Origin of the sequence: Streptomyces sp. NPDC006335, assembly GCF_040612795.1 — a bacterium.
In the GTDB taxonomy this organism is placed as follows: Bacteria; Actinomycetota; Actinomycetes; order Streptomycetales; family Streptomycetaceae; genus Streptomyces.
In genome coordinates this window covers 96,417-111,214 of the sequence record NZ_JBEXQX010000003.1, presented here as the reverse complement: position 1 = coordinate 111,214, position 14,798 = coordinate 96,417, and the positions used below count along the sequence as shown (strand labels likewise).

General features: G+C 70.8%; 13 protein-coding genes. 8 read left to right on the top strand and 5 right to left on the bottom strand.

The features are described 5' to 3' along the window. Positions 1–111: 111 nt before the first annotated feature. Positions 112–1,116: a DUF4349 domain-containing protein gene (locus tag ABZ098_RS11305; protein WP_356589574.1), complete on the top strand. Its 1,005-nt coding sequence runs from the start codon at positions 112–114 to the stop codon at positions 1,114–1,116. A gap of 27 nt (positions 1,117–1,143) precedes the next feature. Further along, positions 1,144–2,538, top strand: coding sequence for an FAD-dependent oxidoreductase (locus ABZ098_RS11300; RefSeq protein ID WP_356589572.1), 1,395 nt, complete (start codon positions 1,144–1,146; stop codon positions 2,536–2,538). 18 nt (positions 2,539–2,556) lie between these two features. Here the strand turns inward: ABZ098_RS11300 and ABZ098_RS11295 are convergent, their stop codons facing one another. Beyond that, positions 2,557–2,883 carry a hypothetical protein gene (locus ABZ098_RS11295; RefSeq protein WP_356589570.1) on the bottom strand — a complete coding sequence of 109 codons (327 nt, stop codon included), beginning with the start codon at positions 2,881–2,883 and terminating at the stop codon, positions 2,557–2,559. Positions 2,884–3,018: 135 nt separating this feature from the next. Between ABZ098_RS11295 and ABZ098_RS11290 the strand changes: the two genes are divergently transcribed. Then, a complete protein-coding gene (locus ABZ098_RS11290; RefSeq protein ID WP_356590498.1) occupies positions 3,019–3,846 on the top strand; it encodes a rhomboid family intramembrane serine protease in 828 nt (275 codons plus the stop codon). 1 nt (position 3,847) lies between these two features. On the opposite strand, the gene hemE is transcribed toward ABZ098_RS11290, so the two are convergent. After that, positions 3,848–4,903, bottom strand: coding sequence for a uroporphyrinogen decarboxylase (gene hemE / locus ABZ098_RS11285; protein WP_356589568.1), 1,056 nt, complete (start codon positions 4,901–4,903; stop codon positions 3,848–3,850). Positions 4,904–5,019: 116 nt separating this feature from the next. Between hemE and ABZ098_RS11280 the strand changes: the two genes are divergently transcribed. The 3 genes from ABZ098_RS11280 to ABZ098_RS11270 all read left to right on the top strand — a co-directional run bounded on the left by ABZ098_RS11280 (position 5,020) and on the right by ABZ098_RS11270 (position 7,988). Next, positions 5,020–5,688 carry a DUF3000 domain-containing protein gene (locus tag ABZ098_RS11280; RefSeq protein WP_356589566.1) on the top strand — a complete coding sequence of 223 codons (669 nt, stop codon included), beginning with the start codon at positions 5,020–5,022 and terminating at the stop codon, positions 5,686–5,688. A gap of 224 nt (positions 5,689–5,912) precedes the next feature. Beyond that, entirely contained in the window at positions 5,913–6,575 is a 663-nt protein-coding gene (locus tag ABZ098_RS11275) for a response regulator transcription factor (RefSeq protein ID WP_007385400.1), read from the top strand. 132 nt (positions 6,576–6,707) lie between these two features. Continuing rightward, positions 6,708–7,988, top strand: a complete 1,281-nt coding sequence (locus ABZ098_RS11270) for a ribonuclease D (protein ID WP_356589564.1) — start codon at positions 6,708–6,710, stop codon at positions 7,986–7,988. Positions 7,989–8,070: 82 nt separating this feature from the next. On the opposite strand, the gene ABZ098_RS11265 is transcribed toward ABZ098_RS11270, so the two are convergent. The 3 genes from ABZ098_RS11265 to ABZ098_RS11255 are packed head-to-tail and all read right to left on the bottom strand — an operon-like array spanning position 8,071 to position 11,152. Next, positions 8,071–8,901 carry a carbohydrate ABC transporter permease gene (locus ABZ098_RS11265; protein WP_356589562.1) on the bottom strand — a complete coding sequence of 277 codons (831 nt, stop codon included), beginning with the start codon at positions 8,899–8,901 and terminating at the stop codon, positions 8,071–8,073. After that, positions 8,898–9,839: a sugar ABC transporter permease gene (locus ABZ098_RS11260; RefSeq protein ID WP_356589560.1), complete on the bottom strand. Its 942-nt coding sequence runs from the start codon at positions 9,837–9,839 to the stop codon at positions 8,898–8,900. The genes ABZ098_RS11265 and ABZ098_RS11260 overlap by 4 nt, the downstream gene beginning before the upstream one ends. Further along, positions 9,839–11,152: an ABC transporter substrate-binding protein gene (locus ABZ098_RS11255; protein ID WP_356589558.1), complete on the bottom strand. Its 1,314-nt coding sequence runs from the start codon at positions 11,150–11,152 to the stop codon at positions 9,839–9,841. Before ABZ098_RS11255 ends, ABZ098_RS11260 begins: the two co-directional genes overlap by 1 nt. A gap of 153 nt (positions 11,153–11,305) precedes the next feature. Between ABZ098_RS11255 and ABZ098_RS11250 the strand changes: the two genes are divergently transcribed. Together ABZ098_RS11250 and ABZ098_RS11245 are read left to right on the top strand one after the other, a co-directional pair. Beyond that, positions 11,306–13,675: a glycoside hydrolase family 2 protein gene (locus ABZ098_RS11250; RefSeq protein ID WP_356589556.1), complete on the top strand. Its 2,370-nt coding sequence runs from the start codon at positions 11,306–11,308 to the stop codon at positions 13,673–13,675. Next, on the top strand, positions 13,672–14,709 hold the full coding sequence (locus ABZ098_RS11245) for a LacI family DNA-binding transcriptional regulator (protein ID WP_356589554.1): 1,038 nt from the start codon (positions 13,672–13,674) through the stop codon (positions 14,707–14,709). The genes ABZ098_RS11250 and ABZ098_RS11245 overlap by 4 nt, the downstream gene beginning before the upstream one ends. The last annotated feature ends 89 nt before the right edge of the window (positions 14,710–14,798 follow it).

The following is a 14,798-nucleotide window of genomic DNA, read 5'->3' as shown; positions in this document are numbered from 1 at the left end:
GTCCTTCACGAGTCCTGACCGTGACCGCATCGGAACCACCGGGGTCCAACGTTCGCGCTCCCTCCGGCGTCGAAGGAGCGTCAGTTGTTCACGACCCTCGGGGGGACACCCATGCGCACACCACGTTCACGCCGTTCACGCGGCTCCGCGCGGCCGGTCCGGGTCCTGGCCGGGCTCCTGCTGGCGGGGACGCTCGCGCTCACCGGGTGCAGCGGGGCCAGTGGCGGTGACGGCGACAGCGGCAGCCTCGCCCAGCAGGACCGGGCCGGCGCGCAGGCCGACGAGAAGGGCGCGGCCGGCGCCGCCGAGGACAGCGCGAGCGGCAAGAAGGCGAGCGCGGCGCCCGACCCCGCCACCAACCACATCATCCGCACCGCCTCGCTGACCGTGCAGGTCAAGGACGTGCCCAAGGCGCTCGCCGCGGCCCGCACCACCACCGAGAACGCGGGCGGGTTCGTCGGCAAGGAGTCCACCTCGCGCGACGAGGAGGGCCGGGAGCAGACGGAGGTGGTGCTGCGGGTGCCCGTCGAGAAGTACGACGAGGTCCTCGCCGACCTTGAGGGTGCGGGCAAGCTCCTGGAGCGCACCGCGGACGCGCAGGACGTCACCGACCAGGTCGTCGACGTGCAGAGCCGGATCGCGACGCAGCGCGCGAGTGTGGCGCGGATCCGGGACCTGATGGACAAGGCGACCAAGCTGAGCGACGTGGTGACCCTGGAGGGCGAGCTGAGCAGCCGTCAGGCCGACCTGGAGTCGCTGCTGGCCCGTCAGGCGTCCCTGAAGGACCGCACGAGCCTGGCCACCATCACCCTGTCGCTGTCCGAGAAGCCCGTCGTCAAGGCGGAGGAGGACGACGATCCCGGCGTCGGCGACGCGCTGGCGGGCGGCTGGGACGCGTTCGTGACCATGCTGCGCTGGGTCGTGGTGGCGCTGGCGGCCGTACTGCCGTTCCTGGCGGGCCTCGCGCTGATCGTGCTGGTCTGGCTGCGCCTGGTCCGGCCCCGGCTGCCCCGTCGGCCCGCGCCGACGGCCGCCTCGACCGCCCTGGGCCCGCTGCCCACCGCCCGCCCCGTCCCGGACCCGGACCGCTCGCCGGAGCGGGGCGAACGGGACTGAAATGCCCCGCCCTCGTAGCGTGTTCGCATGAACATGAGCCGTACGCGGGACACGAGGGAACGTCTGGTCGTGATCGGTGGCGACGCCGCGGGGATGTCCGCGGCGTCGCAGGCCCGCCGGATGAGAGGCCCCGACGAGCTGGAGATCGTGGCCTTCGAGCGCGGCCACTTCACCTCCTACTCGGCGTGCGGCATCCCGTACTGGGTCGGCGGGGAGGTGACCGGGCCTGACGAGCTGATCGCCCGTACGCCCGAGGAGCACCGGGCCCGGGGCATCGATCTGCGCGTGCGCACCGAGGTCACGGAGATCGACGTCGAGCGGCAGCGGGTACGCGCGCGTGACCTCGATTCGGGGGCCGAGTCCTGGACGCCGTACGACAAACTCGTGATCGCCACCGGTGCCCGCCCGATCCGCCCCGACATGCCGGGGGCCGACGCCCCCGGTGTGCACGGGGTGCAGAGCCTCGACGACGGCCAGGCGCTCATCGACACGCTGGCACACACGCGTGGCCGCGACGCGGTGGTGGTGGGCGCCGGTTACATCGGCGTGGAGATGGCCGAGGCCCTGATCAACCGCGGCTACCGGGTGACGGTCGTCAACCGGGGCAGCGAGCCCATGTCCACGCTCGACCCGGACATGGGGCGCCTGGTGCACGAGGCCATGGAGGGCCTGGGCATCACCATGGTCAACGACACCGAGGTGACCAAGATCCTCACCGGTGAGGACGGCCGGGTCCGCGCGGTGGCCACTGAGGACGCCGAGTACCCGGCGGACGTGGTGGTGCTCGGCATCGGCGTACGCCCGGAGACCGCGCTCGCGAAGGCGGCCGGGCTGCCGCTGGGCCGGCACGGCGGTCTGCTGACGGACCTGGCGATGCGGGTGCGCGGTCACGAGAACATCTGGGCGGGCGGTGACTGCGTGGAGGTCCTCGACCTGGTGTCGGGGCAGGAACGGCACATCGCGCTCGGCACCCACGCCAACAAGCACGGCCAGGTCATCGGCACGGGCGTCGGCGGCGGCTACGCCACCTTCCCCGGAGTCGTCGGCACGGCCGTCAGCAAGGTCTGCGACCTGGAGATCGCCCGCACCGGCCTGCGGGAGAAGGACGCCCGTCGGGTGGGCCTGCAGTTCGTGTCGGTCACGATCGAGTCCACCAACCGGGCCGGCTACTACCCGGGCGCCTCCCCCATGACGGTGAAGATGCTCGCCGAGCGCCGCACGGGGCGACTGCTCGGCGTGCAGATCGTCGGGAGAGAGGGCGCGGGCAAGCGGGTCGACATCGCCGCGGTGGCCCTGACGGCGGGGATGACGGTGGAGCGGATGACGGCCCTGGACCTGGGGTACGCGCCGCCGTTCAGCCCGGTGTGGGATCCGGTGCTGGTGGCGGCCAGGAAGGCCGTCGCGAAGGTGCGGGGCTCCTGAGGTCCGAGTGCCCGAGGGCTACGCCGTTCCGTTGATCCGCTCGATGGCCTGGCGGGCCTGGTCGGCCGGCGGCCGGGGCGGCAGCGCCGACACGGAGGCGCTGGTGCTGGGGGGCATCGCGGACGGCTGCTCGCCCGCCGGCTTGGCGTGCGCCGCGGACCGGGCGGACCTGAGCCGGTGGCTCACCGCCTCGTCGAGCGTCACCGGCCGCTGCATCTGGGACGCCAGCCGCCCGGCCTCCTGACCGAGCCTGGCCACGTCCTCCCACGGCAGTCGCACCACCAGGGAGAGTTCGGCCTCACCGTCGGGAAGAGCGTGCATCGGAGGAGTAATACGGTCGTTCATCGCTGTTCCTCACGTAGTCCCCGCGGCCCGCCTTCCCCGTGCCGCGGGCGGTTGAGGAGACATACGCACGCGTGCGTGCGGGTGTTCACCGAGGCGGCACCGATTCGCCGGGCCCATCGCGGGCAGTACTTCCTTGTGGTCATCCCCGTCCATGACGTGAACCCCGTGCGCCGCACCCCCGTGGTGACGTACGCGCTCATCGCCGCGAACGTCCTCGTGTTCCTGTTCACGCCCGGCCTGGCCGGCTCCGTGGCGGGCGACAGCAGCGTGTCGCAGCTGTGCCACCTCCAGGCGTTCCTGGACCACTGGGCGGCGATCCCACAGGAGTTGATCCACCATCAGATGCCGAAGCTCGTCCCCACGGGCGAGGTCGGCACGAGCGCTCAGGGCGCGACGGGCTGTGTGGTGGCCCCGCCGGACTACGACAAGTCCCCCGCCCTGTCCGTCCTGACGGCGATGTTCCTGCACGGCGGCTGGCTGCACCTGCTGGGCAACATGCTGTTCCTGCTGATCTTCGGCAACAACGTCGAGGACCGGATGGGCCATGTGCGCTTCGCGCTGTTCTACGTCGTCTGCGGCTACGCGGCCTCGTACGGCTTCGCGCTCCTCAACGCCGACTCCAGCGACCCGCTGATCGGCGCCTCGGGTGCCATCGCCGGGGTCCTGGGCGCCTATCTGGTGCTGTACCCGAAGGCCAGGGTGTGGGTCCTGGTGCCGTTCCTGGTGTTCCTGCCGCTCAGACTGCCGGCGTGGCTGGTGCTGGGCTTCTGGTTCGTGCTCCAGGCGTTCTACTCGTCCGGCGAGGGCGTCTCCGCGGCGGGCACGGTGGCGTACGCGGCGCACGTCGTGGGATTCCTCGCGGGGATGCTGCTCGCCTGGCCGCTGAAACCGGGCACTCCCCCGCCGCCGGAACCGCGCGGCCTGCTGTTCGGCAGGAAGGCACGGCCCCGGCACACGTGGTGATTCAGCGGGCGGTGTGCGTGTGGACGTACTCCACGAGGCGGGTCAGCGCGTCCGGGTCGGTGGTCGGCATGACGCCGTGGCCGAGGTTGAACACGTGTCCCTCCAGGCCCTCGGCGGAGTCCAGGACCTCGCGGGTCTTGGCCTCGACCGCCTCCGTGGAGGAGAACAGGACCGTCGGGTCGAGGTTGCCCTGGAGCGCCTTGCCGGGGCCGACACGGCGGGCGGCCTCGTCGAGCGGGACCCGCCAGTCGACGCCGACGACGTCGGCGCCGGCCTCGCCCATCAGCTTCAGCAGCTCACCGGTGCCGACGCCGAAGTGGATGCGGGGGACGCCGTACCCCTCGACGGCCTGGAACACCTTCGCGGAGGCCGGCAGGACGGAGCGGCGGTAGTCGGCGGGGGCGAGGGCGCCGGCCCACGAGTCGAAGAGCTGGACCGCGGAGGCGCCGGCCTCGATCTGGACCTTCAGGAAGGCGGCGGTGATCTCGGCGAGGCGGTCGAGGAGGTCGGCCCACAGCTCGGGGTCGCCGTACATCATCGACTTGGCGTTCTCGTACGTGCGGGACGGACCGCCCTCGACGAGGTAACTCGCGAGGGTGAAAGGCGCGCCCGCGAATCCGATCAGGGGGGTCGCACCGAGCTCGGCGGTCAGCAGGCCGATGGCCTCGGTGACGTAGGAGACGTCCTCGGGGGTGAGGTCGCGGAGCTGGGCCAGGTCGGCGCGGGTGCGGATCGGGCGCTCGACGACCGGGCCGACGCCGGGCTTGATGTCGAGGTCGACGCCGATGGCCTTGAGCGGGACGACGATGTCGCTGTAGTAGATCGCCGCGTCCACGTCGTGCCGGCGGACCGGCTGGAGGGTGATCTCGGCGACCAGCTCGGGGCGCGTGCAGGACTCGAGCATCGGGATGCCCTCGCGGACCTTGCGGTACTCGGGCAGCGAGCGCCCGGCCTGGCGCATGAACCACACGGGGGTGTGCGGCACGGGTTCGCGCCGGCAGGCCTTGAGGAAGGCGGATTCGTACGTGGCCGGCGGCGGCGTCTGGTGTGCACTCACGTCGGAAAGTCTCGCACGGTGCGATGAGTGCCGAGTGCGCGGTGTCTGTGTGGGCATGGAGCCGAGTCAGGGTGTCTAGGCCCGCACCGCGCCCCCCTTCCCCTTAACCTTCCCGCATGGCTGCGGCACAAGGACGACTGTCGGACGACTCGGGCGGAATGGACGACGCGAAGGGGAGTGACCGGGATGGGAGCGGTGCGGCTCCGCCGGCCTTCCAGGCCGCGGTTCAGGCCCTGCGCAACAGTCGGCTGCGGCCGCAGATCGAGATCGAGGCGACACGGGCGCCCCAGCGGCTCGCCCCGCACGCGTACGCGCTGGAGGCGACGGTCGTCGACGGCGACCAGGACCTCGCCGACGGGCGCCTCGTGCTGCTGCACGACCCGGACGGCCACGACGCCTGGCGGGGCACCTTCCGGCTGGTGACGCTGGTGCGCGCGGAGCTGGAGCCGGAGATGGCGGCCGACCCGCTGCTGCCCGAGGTGTGCTGGTCGTGGCTGACCGGCGCGCTCGCGGCGCGCGGGCTGTCGTACGGCGAACCGAGCGGCACCGTCACGCGCGCGAGCTCGCACTACTTCGGCGGTCTTTCCGAGCGCCCGGCGGCCTCGCAGATCGAGATCCGGGCCTCCTGGACGCCCCGTGAGGGCCTGGGCGGGGTGCCGGACACGGCGGGGCACCTCGCCTCCTGGTGCGACCTGCTGGCCCAGGTCGCCGGCCTGCCGCCGGCCGGGCCGGGCGACGCGTCGGTGGTCACGCTGCCCCAGCGGCGGGACCCGCAGGCACGCTGACCAAACATGCCGACCACCCACACGGAGCATCAATTTGTCGATACGGCCACTTTCAGTCAGGAGTGGACCCTCGAACGAACCGATGTGTTCACCGAACGATCGACCGTACGTCCGAATTGCACTAATTGTTACTCACTAGATCGTGATCATTCTCTAAAGGACGCCGGGTTCGGTGCCGAAGACGTCTGTGACCTTCCAAGCCGTCCCGCACCCCAGGAGGCCCGGTGTCCGTTCTCCTCGAGCAGCCCGCAAGCCTGGTCGCCTACCGCCCGAACAAGCCCACCGCCATGGTGGTCGTGGCCGACCCGCGCGTACGATCCACCGTCACCCGTCACCTCTGGGCGCTCGGTGTGCGCGATGTCATCGAGGCCTCGTCCGTGGCGGAGGCCCGTCCCCGTATCGGCAGTCCCAGAGACATCTGCGTCGCCGACGTCCATCTCCCCGACGGCTCCGGCCTGACGCTGCTGTCCGAGACCCGCGCCGCGGGCTGGCCCAACGGGCTCGCCCTCTCCGCGGCCGACGACATCGGCGCCGTGCGCAACGCCCTCGCGGGCGGCGTCAAGGGCTACGTCGTCACCGGCACCCGGACCAACCTCGGGCTCCCCACCCGACCGGGAGCCGCCCCCATCGGCGCCGCCGCCGCCCGTATGCACCGCCGCCCCCCGGGCGCCCCGAGCCACCCGGGCGGCTACCGCGAGCTCTCCGGCCGTGAGGTCGAGGTGCTGCGGCTGGTGGCCGAAGGGCAGTCCAACAAGGCGATCGGCGTCTCGATGGGCCTGTCCGCACTGACCGTCAAGAGCCATCTCGCCCGCATCGCCCGCAAGCTCGGCACGGGAGACCGTGCCGGCATGGTGGCGGTGGCCCTCCGTACCGGCATCATCCACTGAGGCCCTTCACGCCTCACTGTTCACGGACGTGAACCAGGCCTTTCACCGGGCTGACTGGTTTCCGACCCTCAAGCGCCCGCCGACGGAACGTTCCGTCGGCGGGCGCTGTCCATACACAGATACCCTTGACATGTGACCGACGCCCAAGAGACCGCAGCAGACGTTTCACTGCGAACCACCGGAGGCGGCCCTCCGGACGATGGCGGATCTTCTGTCGCGGAGGCTCCGATCCCTCTGCTGGAGCCGCGCGAGGGCATTCCGCCCGTGATCGCCGACGAGGACGCGCTCGCCGAGGTGATCGCCGCGTTCGCCGCGGGCTCCGGCCCCGTCGCCGTCGACGCCGAGCGGGCGTCCGGCTACCGCTACGGGCAGCGCGCGTATCTCGTGCAGCTGCGCCGCGCGGGAGCCGGGACCGCGCTGATCGACCCCGTGGCCTGTCCCGACCTCTCGGGACTCGGCGAGGCACTCTCCGATGCGGAGTGGGTGCTGCACGCCGCCACACAGGACCTTCCGTGCCTGCGCGAGATAGGCATGATCCCCTCGCGCCTTTTCGACACCGAGCTGGCCGGCCGGCTCGCCGGGTTCCCCCGGGTGGGGCTCGGCGCGATGGTCGAGGGAGTGCTGGGCTTCGTCCTGGAGAAGGGCCACTCGGCCGTCGACTGGTCGACCCGCCCGCTGCCCGAGCCCTGGCTGCGCTACGCCGCCCTCGACGTGGAGCTTCTCGTCGATCTGCGGGACGCGCTGGAGAAGGAGCTCGACCGGCAGGGGAAGCTGGAGTGGGCGCTCGAGGAGTTCGACGCGATCGCCTCGGCCCCGCCGGCCGAGCCCCGCAAGGACCCCTGGCGCCGGACCTCCGGGATGCACAAGGTACGGCGGCGCCGGCAGCTGGCCGTGGTGCGGGAGCTGTGGGAGGCGCGGGACCGGATCGCCCAGCGGCGGGACGTGTCGCCGGGCAAGGTGCTGTCCGACGCGGCGATCGTCGAGGCGGCGCTCGCCCTTCCGGTGAACGTGCACGCGCTCGCCGCGTTGAACGGCTTCGGGCATCGCACGGGGCGGCGGCAGCTGGAGCAGTGGCAGGCGGCCGTCGACCGGGCCCGGGCCCTCCCCGAGGTGCGGTTGCCGCAGCCCGGGCAGCCGGTGACGGGACCCCCGCCGCCGCGGGCCTGGGCCGACAAGGACCCCGCGGCGGCCGCGAGGTTGTCCGCGGCGCGGGCGGCCGTGTCGGCGCTCGCCGAGACCCTGAACATGCCGCAGGAGAACCTGATCACTCCGGACACGGTGCGGCGGGTGTGCTGGGAGCCGCCGAGTGTGGTCAGTGCGGAGTCCGTGGGGGCCGCGTTGGCCGGTTACGGGGCTCGGGCCTGGCAGGTCGAACAGGTCACGCCGGTTCTGGTCGCCGCCCTGTCCGCATAGCCGCCGTGGAGCTTCCTGATGTACGGCGGCTGCGGGTCGTCCGTGGTTGCTCGCGCAGTTCCCCGCGCCCCTGACGGGGCGCTTACCTGGTCGCTCCTCGCATGAAGCCGTTGTAGATGAAGCGCTGCAACGACAGGAAGACGATCAGGGTCGGCAGGATCACCAGGACCGCGCCCGCGGAGATCACCTCCCAGTGGGCCGCGTACGGGCCCTTGAAGCGGAACAGCGACGTCGAGATCACGCCAAGATCCTTCGAGGGCATGTAGAGGAACGGAATGTAGAAGTCGTTGTAGACGGTGATGCCCTTCACGATCACCACGGTCGCCGTCGCCGGCTTCAGGAGCGGGAAGATGATCTTCCGGTAGATCGTGAAGGCGTTGGCGCCGTCCAGGCGGGCCGATTCGTCCAGGGAGATCGGGATCGAGCGGACGAACTGCAGGAAGATGTAGATCGAGACGATGTCCGTGCCCATGTAGAGGACGATCGGCGCCCACAGGGAGTCGAACATGCCGAAGCTGTTGACGATCTGGAACGTCGCCACCTGGGTGGTGACGCCGGGGACCAGCGCGGCCGTCAGGAAGAGCGCCACCACCAGCTTTTTGAAGCGGAAGGTGAAGCGGTCGATGGCGTAGGCCGTCATCGAGCCGATGAGGACCGTGCCGCCGACCGAGACCAGCAGGATGATCGCCGTGTTGGTGAACGCGGAGAGCATCCCGCCGTCCTGGAAGGCCGCCACGTAGTTGTGGAAGTTCAGCGGGTCGTCCGGGAGTTCGAGGGCCCCGCTCGTGTTCGCCATCTCCCGTTCCGACTTGAGGGAGGTGAACAGGACGACCACGAGCGGCAGCAGGACGACCACCGTCGCGGCGATCAGCGAGAGGTGGACCAGGGCGCGGGTGAGCGTGCGGCGGGTCATACGAGGTCCACCTTGTCGTCGGGGACCAGGCGCCGCTGCACCCAGGTCACCAGCAGGATGATCAGCAGGAGGACGACGGCGGCGGCCGAGGCCAGGCCCGTCTTGTTGAAGCGGAAGGCCAGGTTGACCGTCTGGATCACGAAGGTCTCGGTGCCGGTCGCGCCGCCGGTCATGATGTACGGGATCTCGAAGACCGAGAGCGAGCCGGAGATCGAGAGGATCACCGTCAGCGTCAGGACCGGTTTGATGCCCGGCGCGATGATGTACCGGAACTGGTGCCAGCGGTTGGCTCCGTCCAGCTCCGCGGCCTCGTACAGCTCCCCCGGGATGGACTGGATCGCGCCCAGGAAGAGGACGAAGTTCAGGCCCAGGTAGCGCCAGACCGAGACGCCGGCCAGCGAGGTGTTCGCGGAGGCCGGGGTGCCGAGCCAGGCGTGGTCGGTGTGCACCCCTACCAGGCTCAGCACCGAGTCGAGGGTGCCGCCGTCCTGGAAGAAGTAGAGGAACACGAACCCGATCGCGACCCCGTTGATCAGGTACGGGAAGAAGAGCACGCCCTTGAAGAAGTTCCGGAAGCGGACGTTGAAGCTCAGGACCGTCGCGAAGTAGAGCGCGAGGACGATCTGGACCGCGGAGGCGGCGAGGTAGTAGCCGCTGACCCAGAAGACCTCGAAGAGGTCCGGGCGGGTGAAGACCTCCTGGTAGTTCTCGGCGCCCGTGTAGCGCAGCGCGGGGCTGACGCCGTCCCAGTCGGTGAAGCTGTACGCGAGCATGTTGACGATCGGCGCGTACGTGAAGGTGATCAGCAGGGCGAGCGGGGCGATCAGGAACAGCCAGGGGGTGACGCCCCGCCGGACGCGGGTCCGGCGCGGGGCGGGGGCCGGGGCGGGGGCGGCCGGGATCACCTCCACGGCCGCCTTCTGTGTCGTGTCCGTCATCAGGACCCCAGGTTCTTCCGGGCGTCCGTCCAGCGCTTGCTGAGGTCGTCGAGGAAGCCGTCGAGGCTGCCCTTGCGGGCTCCGCGAGCGAGGTCGACGAGGTTCTTGCGGTACTCGGGGGCGAAGATGCCGACCTCGGACTGGTTGTCGATCTGCTTGACCTGCGCTCCCTTGGTGTCGTCCACCTCGATGAACTTCACCCCGGCGTCCTCGTACGGCTTCATCACGGCCGGCAGCGCGGCACCCTTGACCGGCGGGATGGCCAGGTTGTCCTCGACGTAGCCGGACTTGTCGGTGAACCAGTCGATCCAGGCCCGGGCCGCCTCCTTGTGCTGGGAGTGGACGTTGACGCCCTGGTTGTAGTCGGGGCCGACGGGTGCGCAGAACTTGCCGTCCACCTGGGCCGGGAAGGGCATGAAGCCGATGTCGTCCGGGTTCACCCCGGCCTTCCTGGCGGCGTCCTGGAACTGCACGATCGCCCAGGTGCCGAGCCACTGCGTGGCGATCTCGCCCTTCGCGGTACGGGGCTTGGACTCCTCCCAGTTGCTGGTCGTCGGGTCCTTCTCGACCAGGCCCGCCTTCACGATGTCGTAGAGGAGGGTGTCGCCCACGCGCAGGTCGGCGCCCTGTGCCCACGGGTCGCCCTCGGCCAGCTTGTCGGTCGCCTTGGGGTCGCAGTGGACCGAGCCGTTGACGCTCGTCCAGCCCGAGAGCGTCCAGCCCGCCGCGAAGTTGGTGTAGTACGGGATCGCGTCGGTCTTGGACTTGATGGCCTTGAGAGCGTCGAGGAACTCGGCCGGGGTGGTGGGCCATTCGGTCACGCCGGCCTCCTTCCAGATCCGCTTGTTGTAGACGAACCCGGGGGACACACCGACCGGGCTCTGTCCGTAGACCTTGCCGTCGACGGTGGTGTAGTCGGTGAAGCGGTACTTCTTGGCGCGCTCGGCCTGGGTGCCCAGGGAGGCGAAGAACCTCGGGTAGTCGGCCTTCTTGATGACCGCGGGGATCAGCAGGACGTCACCGTAGTTCTCGGTGTTCATCCGGATCTTGACCTCGGCCTCGTAGTTCGTCAGGGCCTCGAACTCCACCTTGACCTTGGGATAGGTCTTGTTGAACGCGGCGGCGTACTTCTTCATCGTGCCGTCCTGCACGAGGTCGGTGCGGACGGTGAGGACCTTGATGGTTCCGGTGACCTTCGACGGATCGTCAGGGGCCTTGGCGTCGGCGCCCTTCGACGAGCCTCCGGTGCCGGTGCACCCCGGGATGAGCAGGGCGGCTCCCACGGCCATGGCCAGGACTGTACGGCGGTTCATGTGCATCAGCTCCGTTCATGGGACGGACGAGCACGGGCGGGTTGGCTGATTCGGAACTCTGACAACGTTTTCTTAACCGGTAAAGTCCCTATCTCGCCAACGATGCCGAAAGACTTTCGAGCGCCCGGACTTGATCGGTTTAGGAGTGCGTACATGCTTCAGGCCACACCACTCACCGACGGATGGATCCTGCGGCACGAGGGGGGCGCGCTGTCGGCCGTCGTGCCGGGCTGCGTGCACACCGACCTGCTGGCGGCGGGGGTGATCCCGGATCCCTTTCTCGGGCGCAACGAGACCGAGGTCGCGTGGGTGGGGCGGCGGGAGTGGACCTACGAGACCGACCTGGCGCCCACGAACGGGCACGAGCAGACCGACCTCGTCTTCGACGGTCTGGACACCGTGGCCGAAATCCTCCTCGACGGCCAACCGCTGGGCCGGACACGGAACATGCACCGCTCGTACCGCTTCGACGTGACCGGCATGTCCGGGCGGCTCGCCGTGCGGTTCGTCTCCGCCTACGCCGAGGCCGAGGCGGTGCGCGGGAAACTGGGCGAGCGGCCCGCCGCGTACGCCGAGCCCTACCAGTACGTCCGCAAGATGGCCTGCTCGTTCGGCTGGGACTGGGGGCCCACGCTGGTGACGGCCGGGATCTGGCGGCCGGTGCGCCTTGAGCGGTGGTCGACGGCCCGGATCGCCCGGGTGCGACCGCTCGTCACCGTCGAACAGGGCGTGGGGGTCGTCGAGTTGGCGGTGGAGGTGGAACGGACCAGGGTCGAGGCGCCGCTGGCGGTGGAGGCCTCCGTGGGCGGGGTACGGGCCCGCGCCGCGATCGACGGGACCTCGGGGACCGTACGGCTGGAGGTGCCGGACGCACGGCTGTGGTGGCCGCGCGGGTACGGTGAACAGCCTTTGTACGACGTCGAGTTGACGCTGCTGCACGAGGACCGGCCGTTGGACGTGTGGCGGCGCCGGGTCGGCTTCCGGACCGTCGAGCTGGACCGGTCGGCCGACGAGCACGGCACGGGGTTCACGCTCGTGTTGAACGGCGAGCGGCTCTTCGCGCGCGGCGTGAACTGGATCCCGGACGACGTGTTCCCCTCCCGGATCACCCGTGAGCGGTACCGGGAGCGGCTGGAGCAGGCCGCCGGGGCCGGGGTGGACCTGGTGCGGATCTGGGGCGGGGGGATCTACGAGAGCGAGGACTTCTACGACGCCTGCGACGAGTTGGGGCTGCTGGTGTGGCAGGACTTCCCGTTCGCGTGCGCGGCCTACCCGGAGGAGCAGCCGCTCAGGGGCGAGGTGGAGGCGGAGGCCCGGGAGAACGTCGTACGGCTGATGCCGCATCCCTCGCTCGTGCTGTGGAACGGCAACAACGAGAACCTGTGGGGGTTTCGGGACTGGGGCTGGGAGGCGCGGCTCGCCGGGGACTCCTGGGGTGAGGGGTACTACCTGGGCGTACTGCCGCGGGTGGTGGCCGAGTTGGATCCCACGCGCCCGTACACGGCGGGCAGTCCCTGGTCGGGGTCGTGTGAGCGGCATCCCAACGATCCCGCGCACGGGACCCACCACTCGTGGGAGGTGTGGAACCGTCTCGACTACGCCGCGTACCGCGACGACGTCCCGCGGTTCGTGGCCGAGTTCGGCTGGCAGGCGCCGCCCGCGTACGCCACGCTCGCGCGTGCGCTGCCCGGGGAGGAGCTCGCGGCGGACTCCCCCGGGGTGCTGCACCACCAGAAGGCGGACGACGGCAACGGCAAGCTGCGGCGGGGTCTGGAACGCCATTTCGTGTTTCCCGAAGGGGACTTCGACCGCTGGCACTACCTCATGCAGGTCAACCAGGCGCGGGCGGTGGCCACCGGGATCGAGCACTGGCGGTCGCACTGGCCGGTGTGTGCGGGGACGGTGGTGTGGCAGCTCAACGACTGCTGGCCGGTGACGAGTTGGGCGGCGGTGGACGGGGACGGACGGGAGAAGCCGCTCTACCACGAGCTGCGGCGGCTGTACGCGGATCGGTTGCTGACGGTTCAGGTGCGGGCACAGGGCCCGGTGTTGGCGGTCGTCAACCAGGCGGGTGAGCCGTGGGCGGGGGTGCTGCGGCTACGGCGGATGTCGGTGGACGGCGAGGTGATCGGCGAGATCGAGGTGCCCTTCCGCGCGGACCGGCGGGCGGTCGCTGAGGTGGCGGTACCGGCCGAGGTGGTGCCGGTGGGGGCGAAGGAGTTCTTGGTGGCGGACGCGGACGGACTGCGGAGCGTGCACTTTCCCTCACCCGACCGGGAAGTCCCCTACCCCCGGCCCGAGTTCGACGTCTCCGTCGCCCCCGGGGCCGTGACCGTGACGGCCCGCACCCTCGTGCGGGATCTGCTGCTCCAGGCCGACCGGTTGGAGCCGGGGGCGCGGGCCGATCGCGGGCTGGTGACGTTGTTGCCCGGGGAGCGGGTGACCATCGGGGTCAGCGGCTGGGAGACTCCTGACGCGGTTGCCGCCCGGTCCGCCCTGTACTGCCTGGAGCCCAGCCGATGACAGCCCAGCCGGCCTCGCGCGTCACCATCAAGGACGTCGCCGCGCGCGCCGGGGTGTCCAAGGGGGCCGTGTCGCTCGCCTTCAACCACAAGCCGGGGCTGTCGGAGGCGACGCGGGACCGGATCTTCCGGGCCGCGCGGGAGCTGGGCTGGGCACCGAACCTCACGGCACGGACGCTGGCCGGGTCACGGGTGGACGTCGTGGGGCTCGCGATCTGTCGGCCGGCCCGGCTGCTGGGGCTCGAACCCTTCTACATGGAGTTCGTGTCGGGCGTGGAGAGCGTGCTGATCGAGCGGAACTGCTCGCTGCTGCTGCGCCTCGTGCGGACCGTGGAGGAGGAGGTCGGGCTCCAGGAGTCGTGGTGGCGGGGACGGCAGGTCGGGGGGTCGATCCTGGTCGACTTCCGGGACGACGATCCGCGCGTCGCGGCCGCCGAACGGCTGGGGATGCCGGTGGTGGCCGTAGGGCATCCGTCGTTGACCGGCGGTCTCACCTCCCTGTGGACCGACGACGCTACGGCCGTGACGGAGGCCGTGCGGTATCTGGCGGCGCTGGGGCACCGGCGGATCGCCCGGGTGGGCGGTGCGGCGGCGCTCGGGCACACGGCGATGCGGACGGCGGCGTTCGACGACGCGGCGCGCGGGCTCGGCCTCGCGGGGGCCTGGCAGGTGACCACCGACTACTCGGGGGAGGCCGGCGGACGGGCCACCCGGTCCCTGCTGACCGCCCCGCCGGCGGACCGGCCGACGGCGATCGTCTACGACAACGACATCATGGCGGTGGCCGGGCTGTCGGTGGCGGCGGAGATGGGGCTGCACGTCCCGCGCGATGTCTCCCTGCTCGCCTGGGACGACTCCCAGCTGTGCCGGCTCACCCACCCCACGCTCTCCGCGATGAGCCATGACGTGCACGGATTCGGTGCCGAGGCGGCTCGGACCCTGTTCGGAGTAATCACCGGCGAGGGGCCCGGCTCGCACCCCGTGCCCACTCCGGTACTGACACCGCGGGGTTCCACGGCGCCTCCCGCGGTGTGACCTTCGCCGCTCCCGCCTCCAGGGGTGTGCAGTCACGTTACTGATAAGTAGCATGGGTCCTGAGCGCGCGCTCAGCGCAGCGCGGCAGT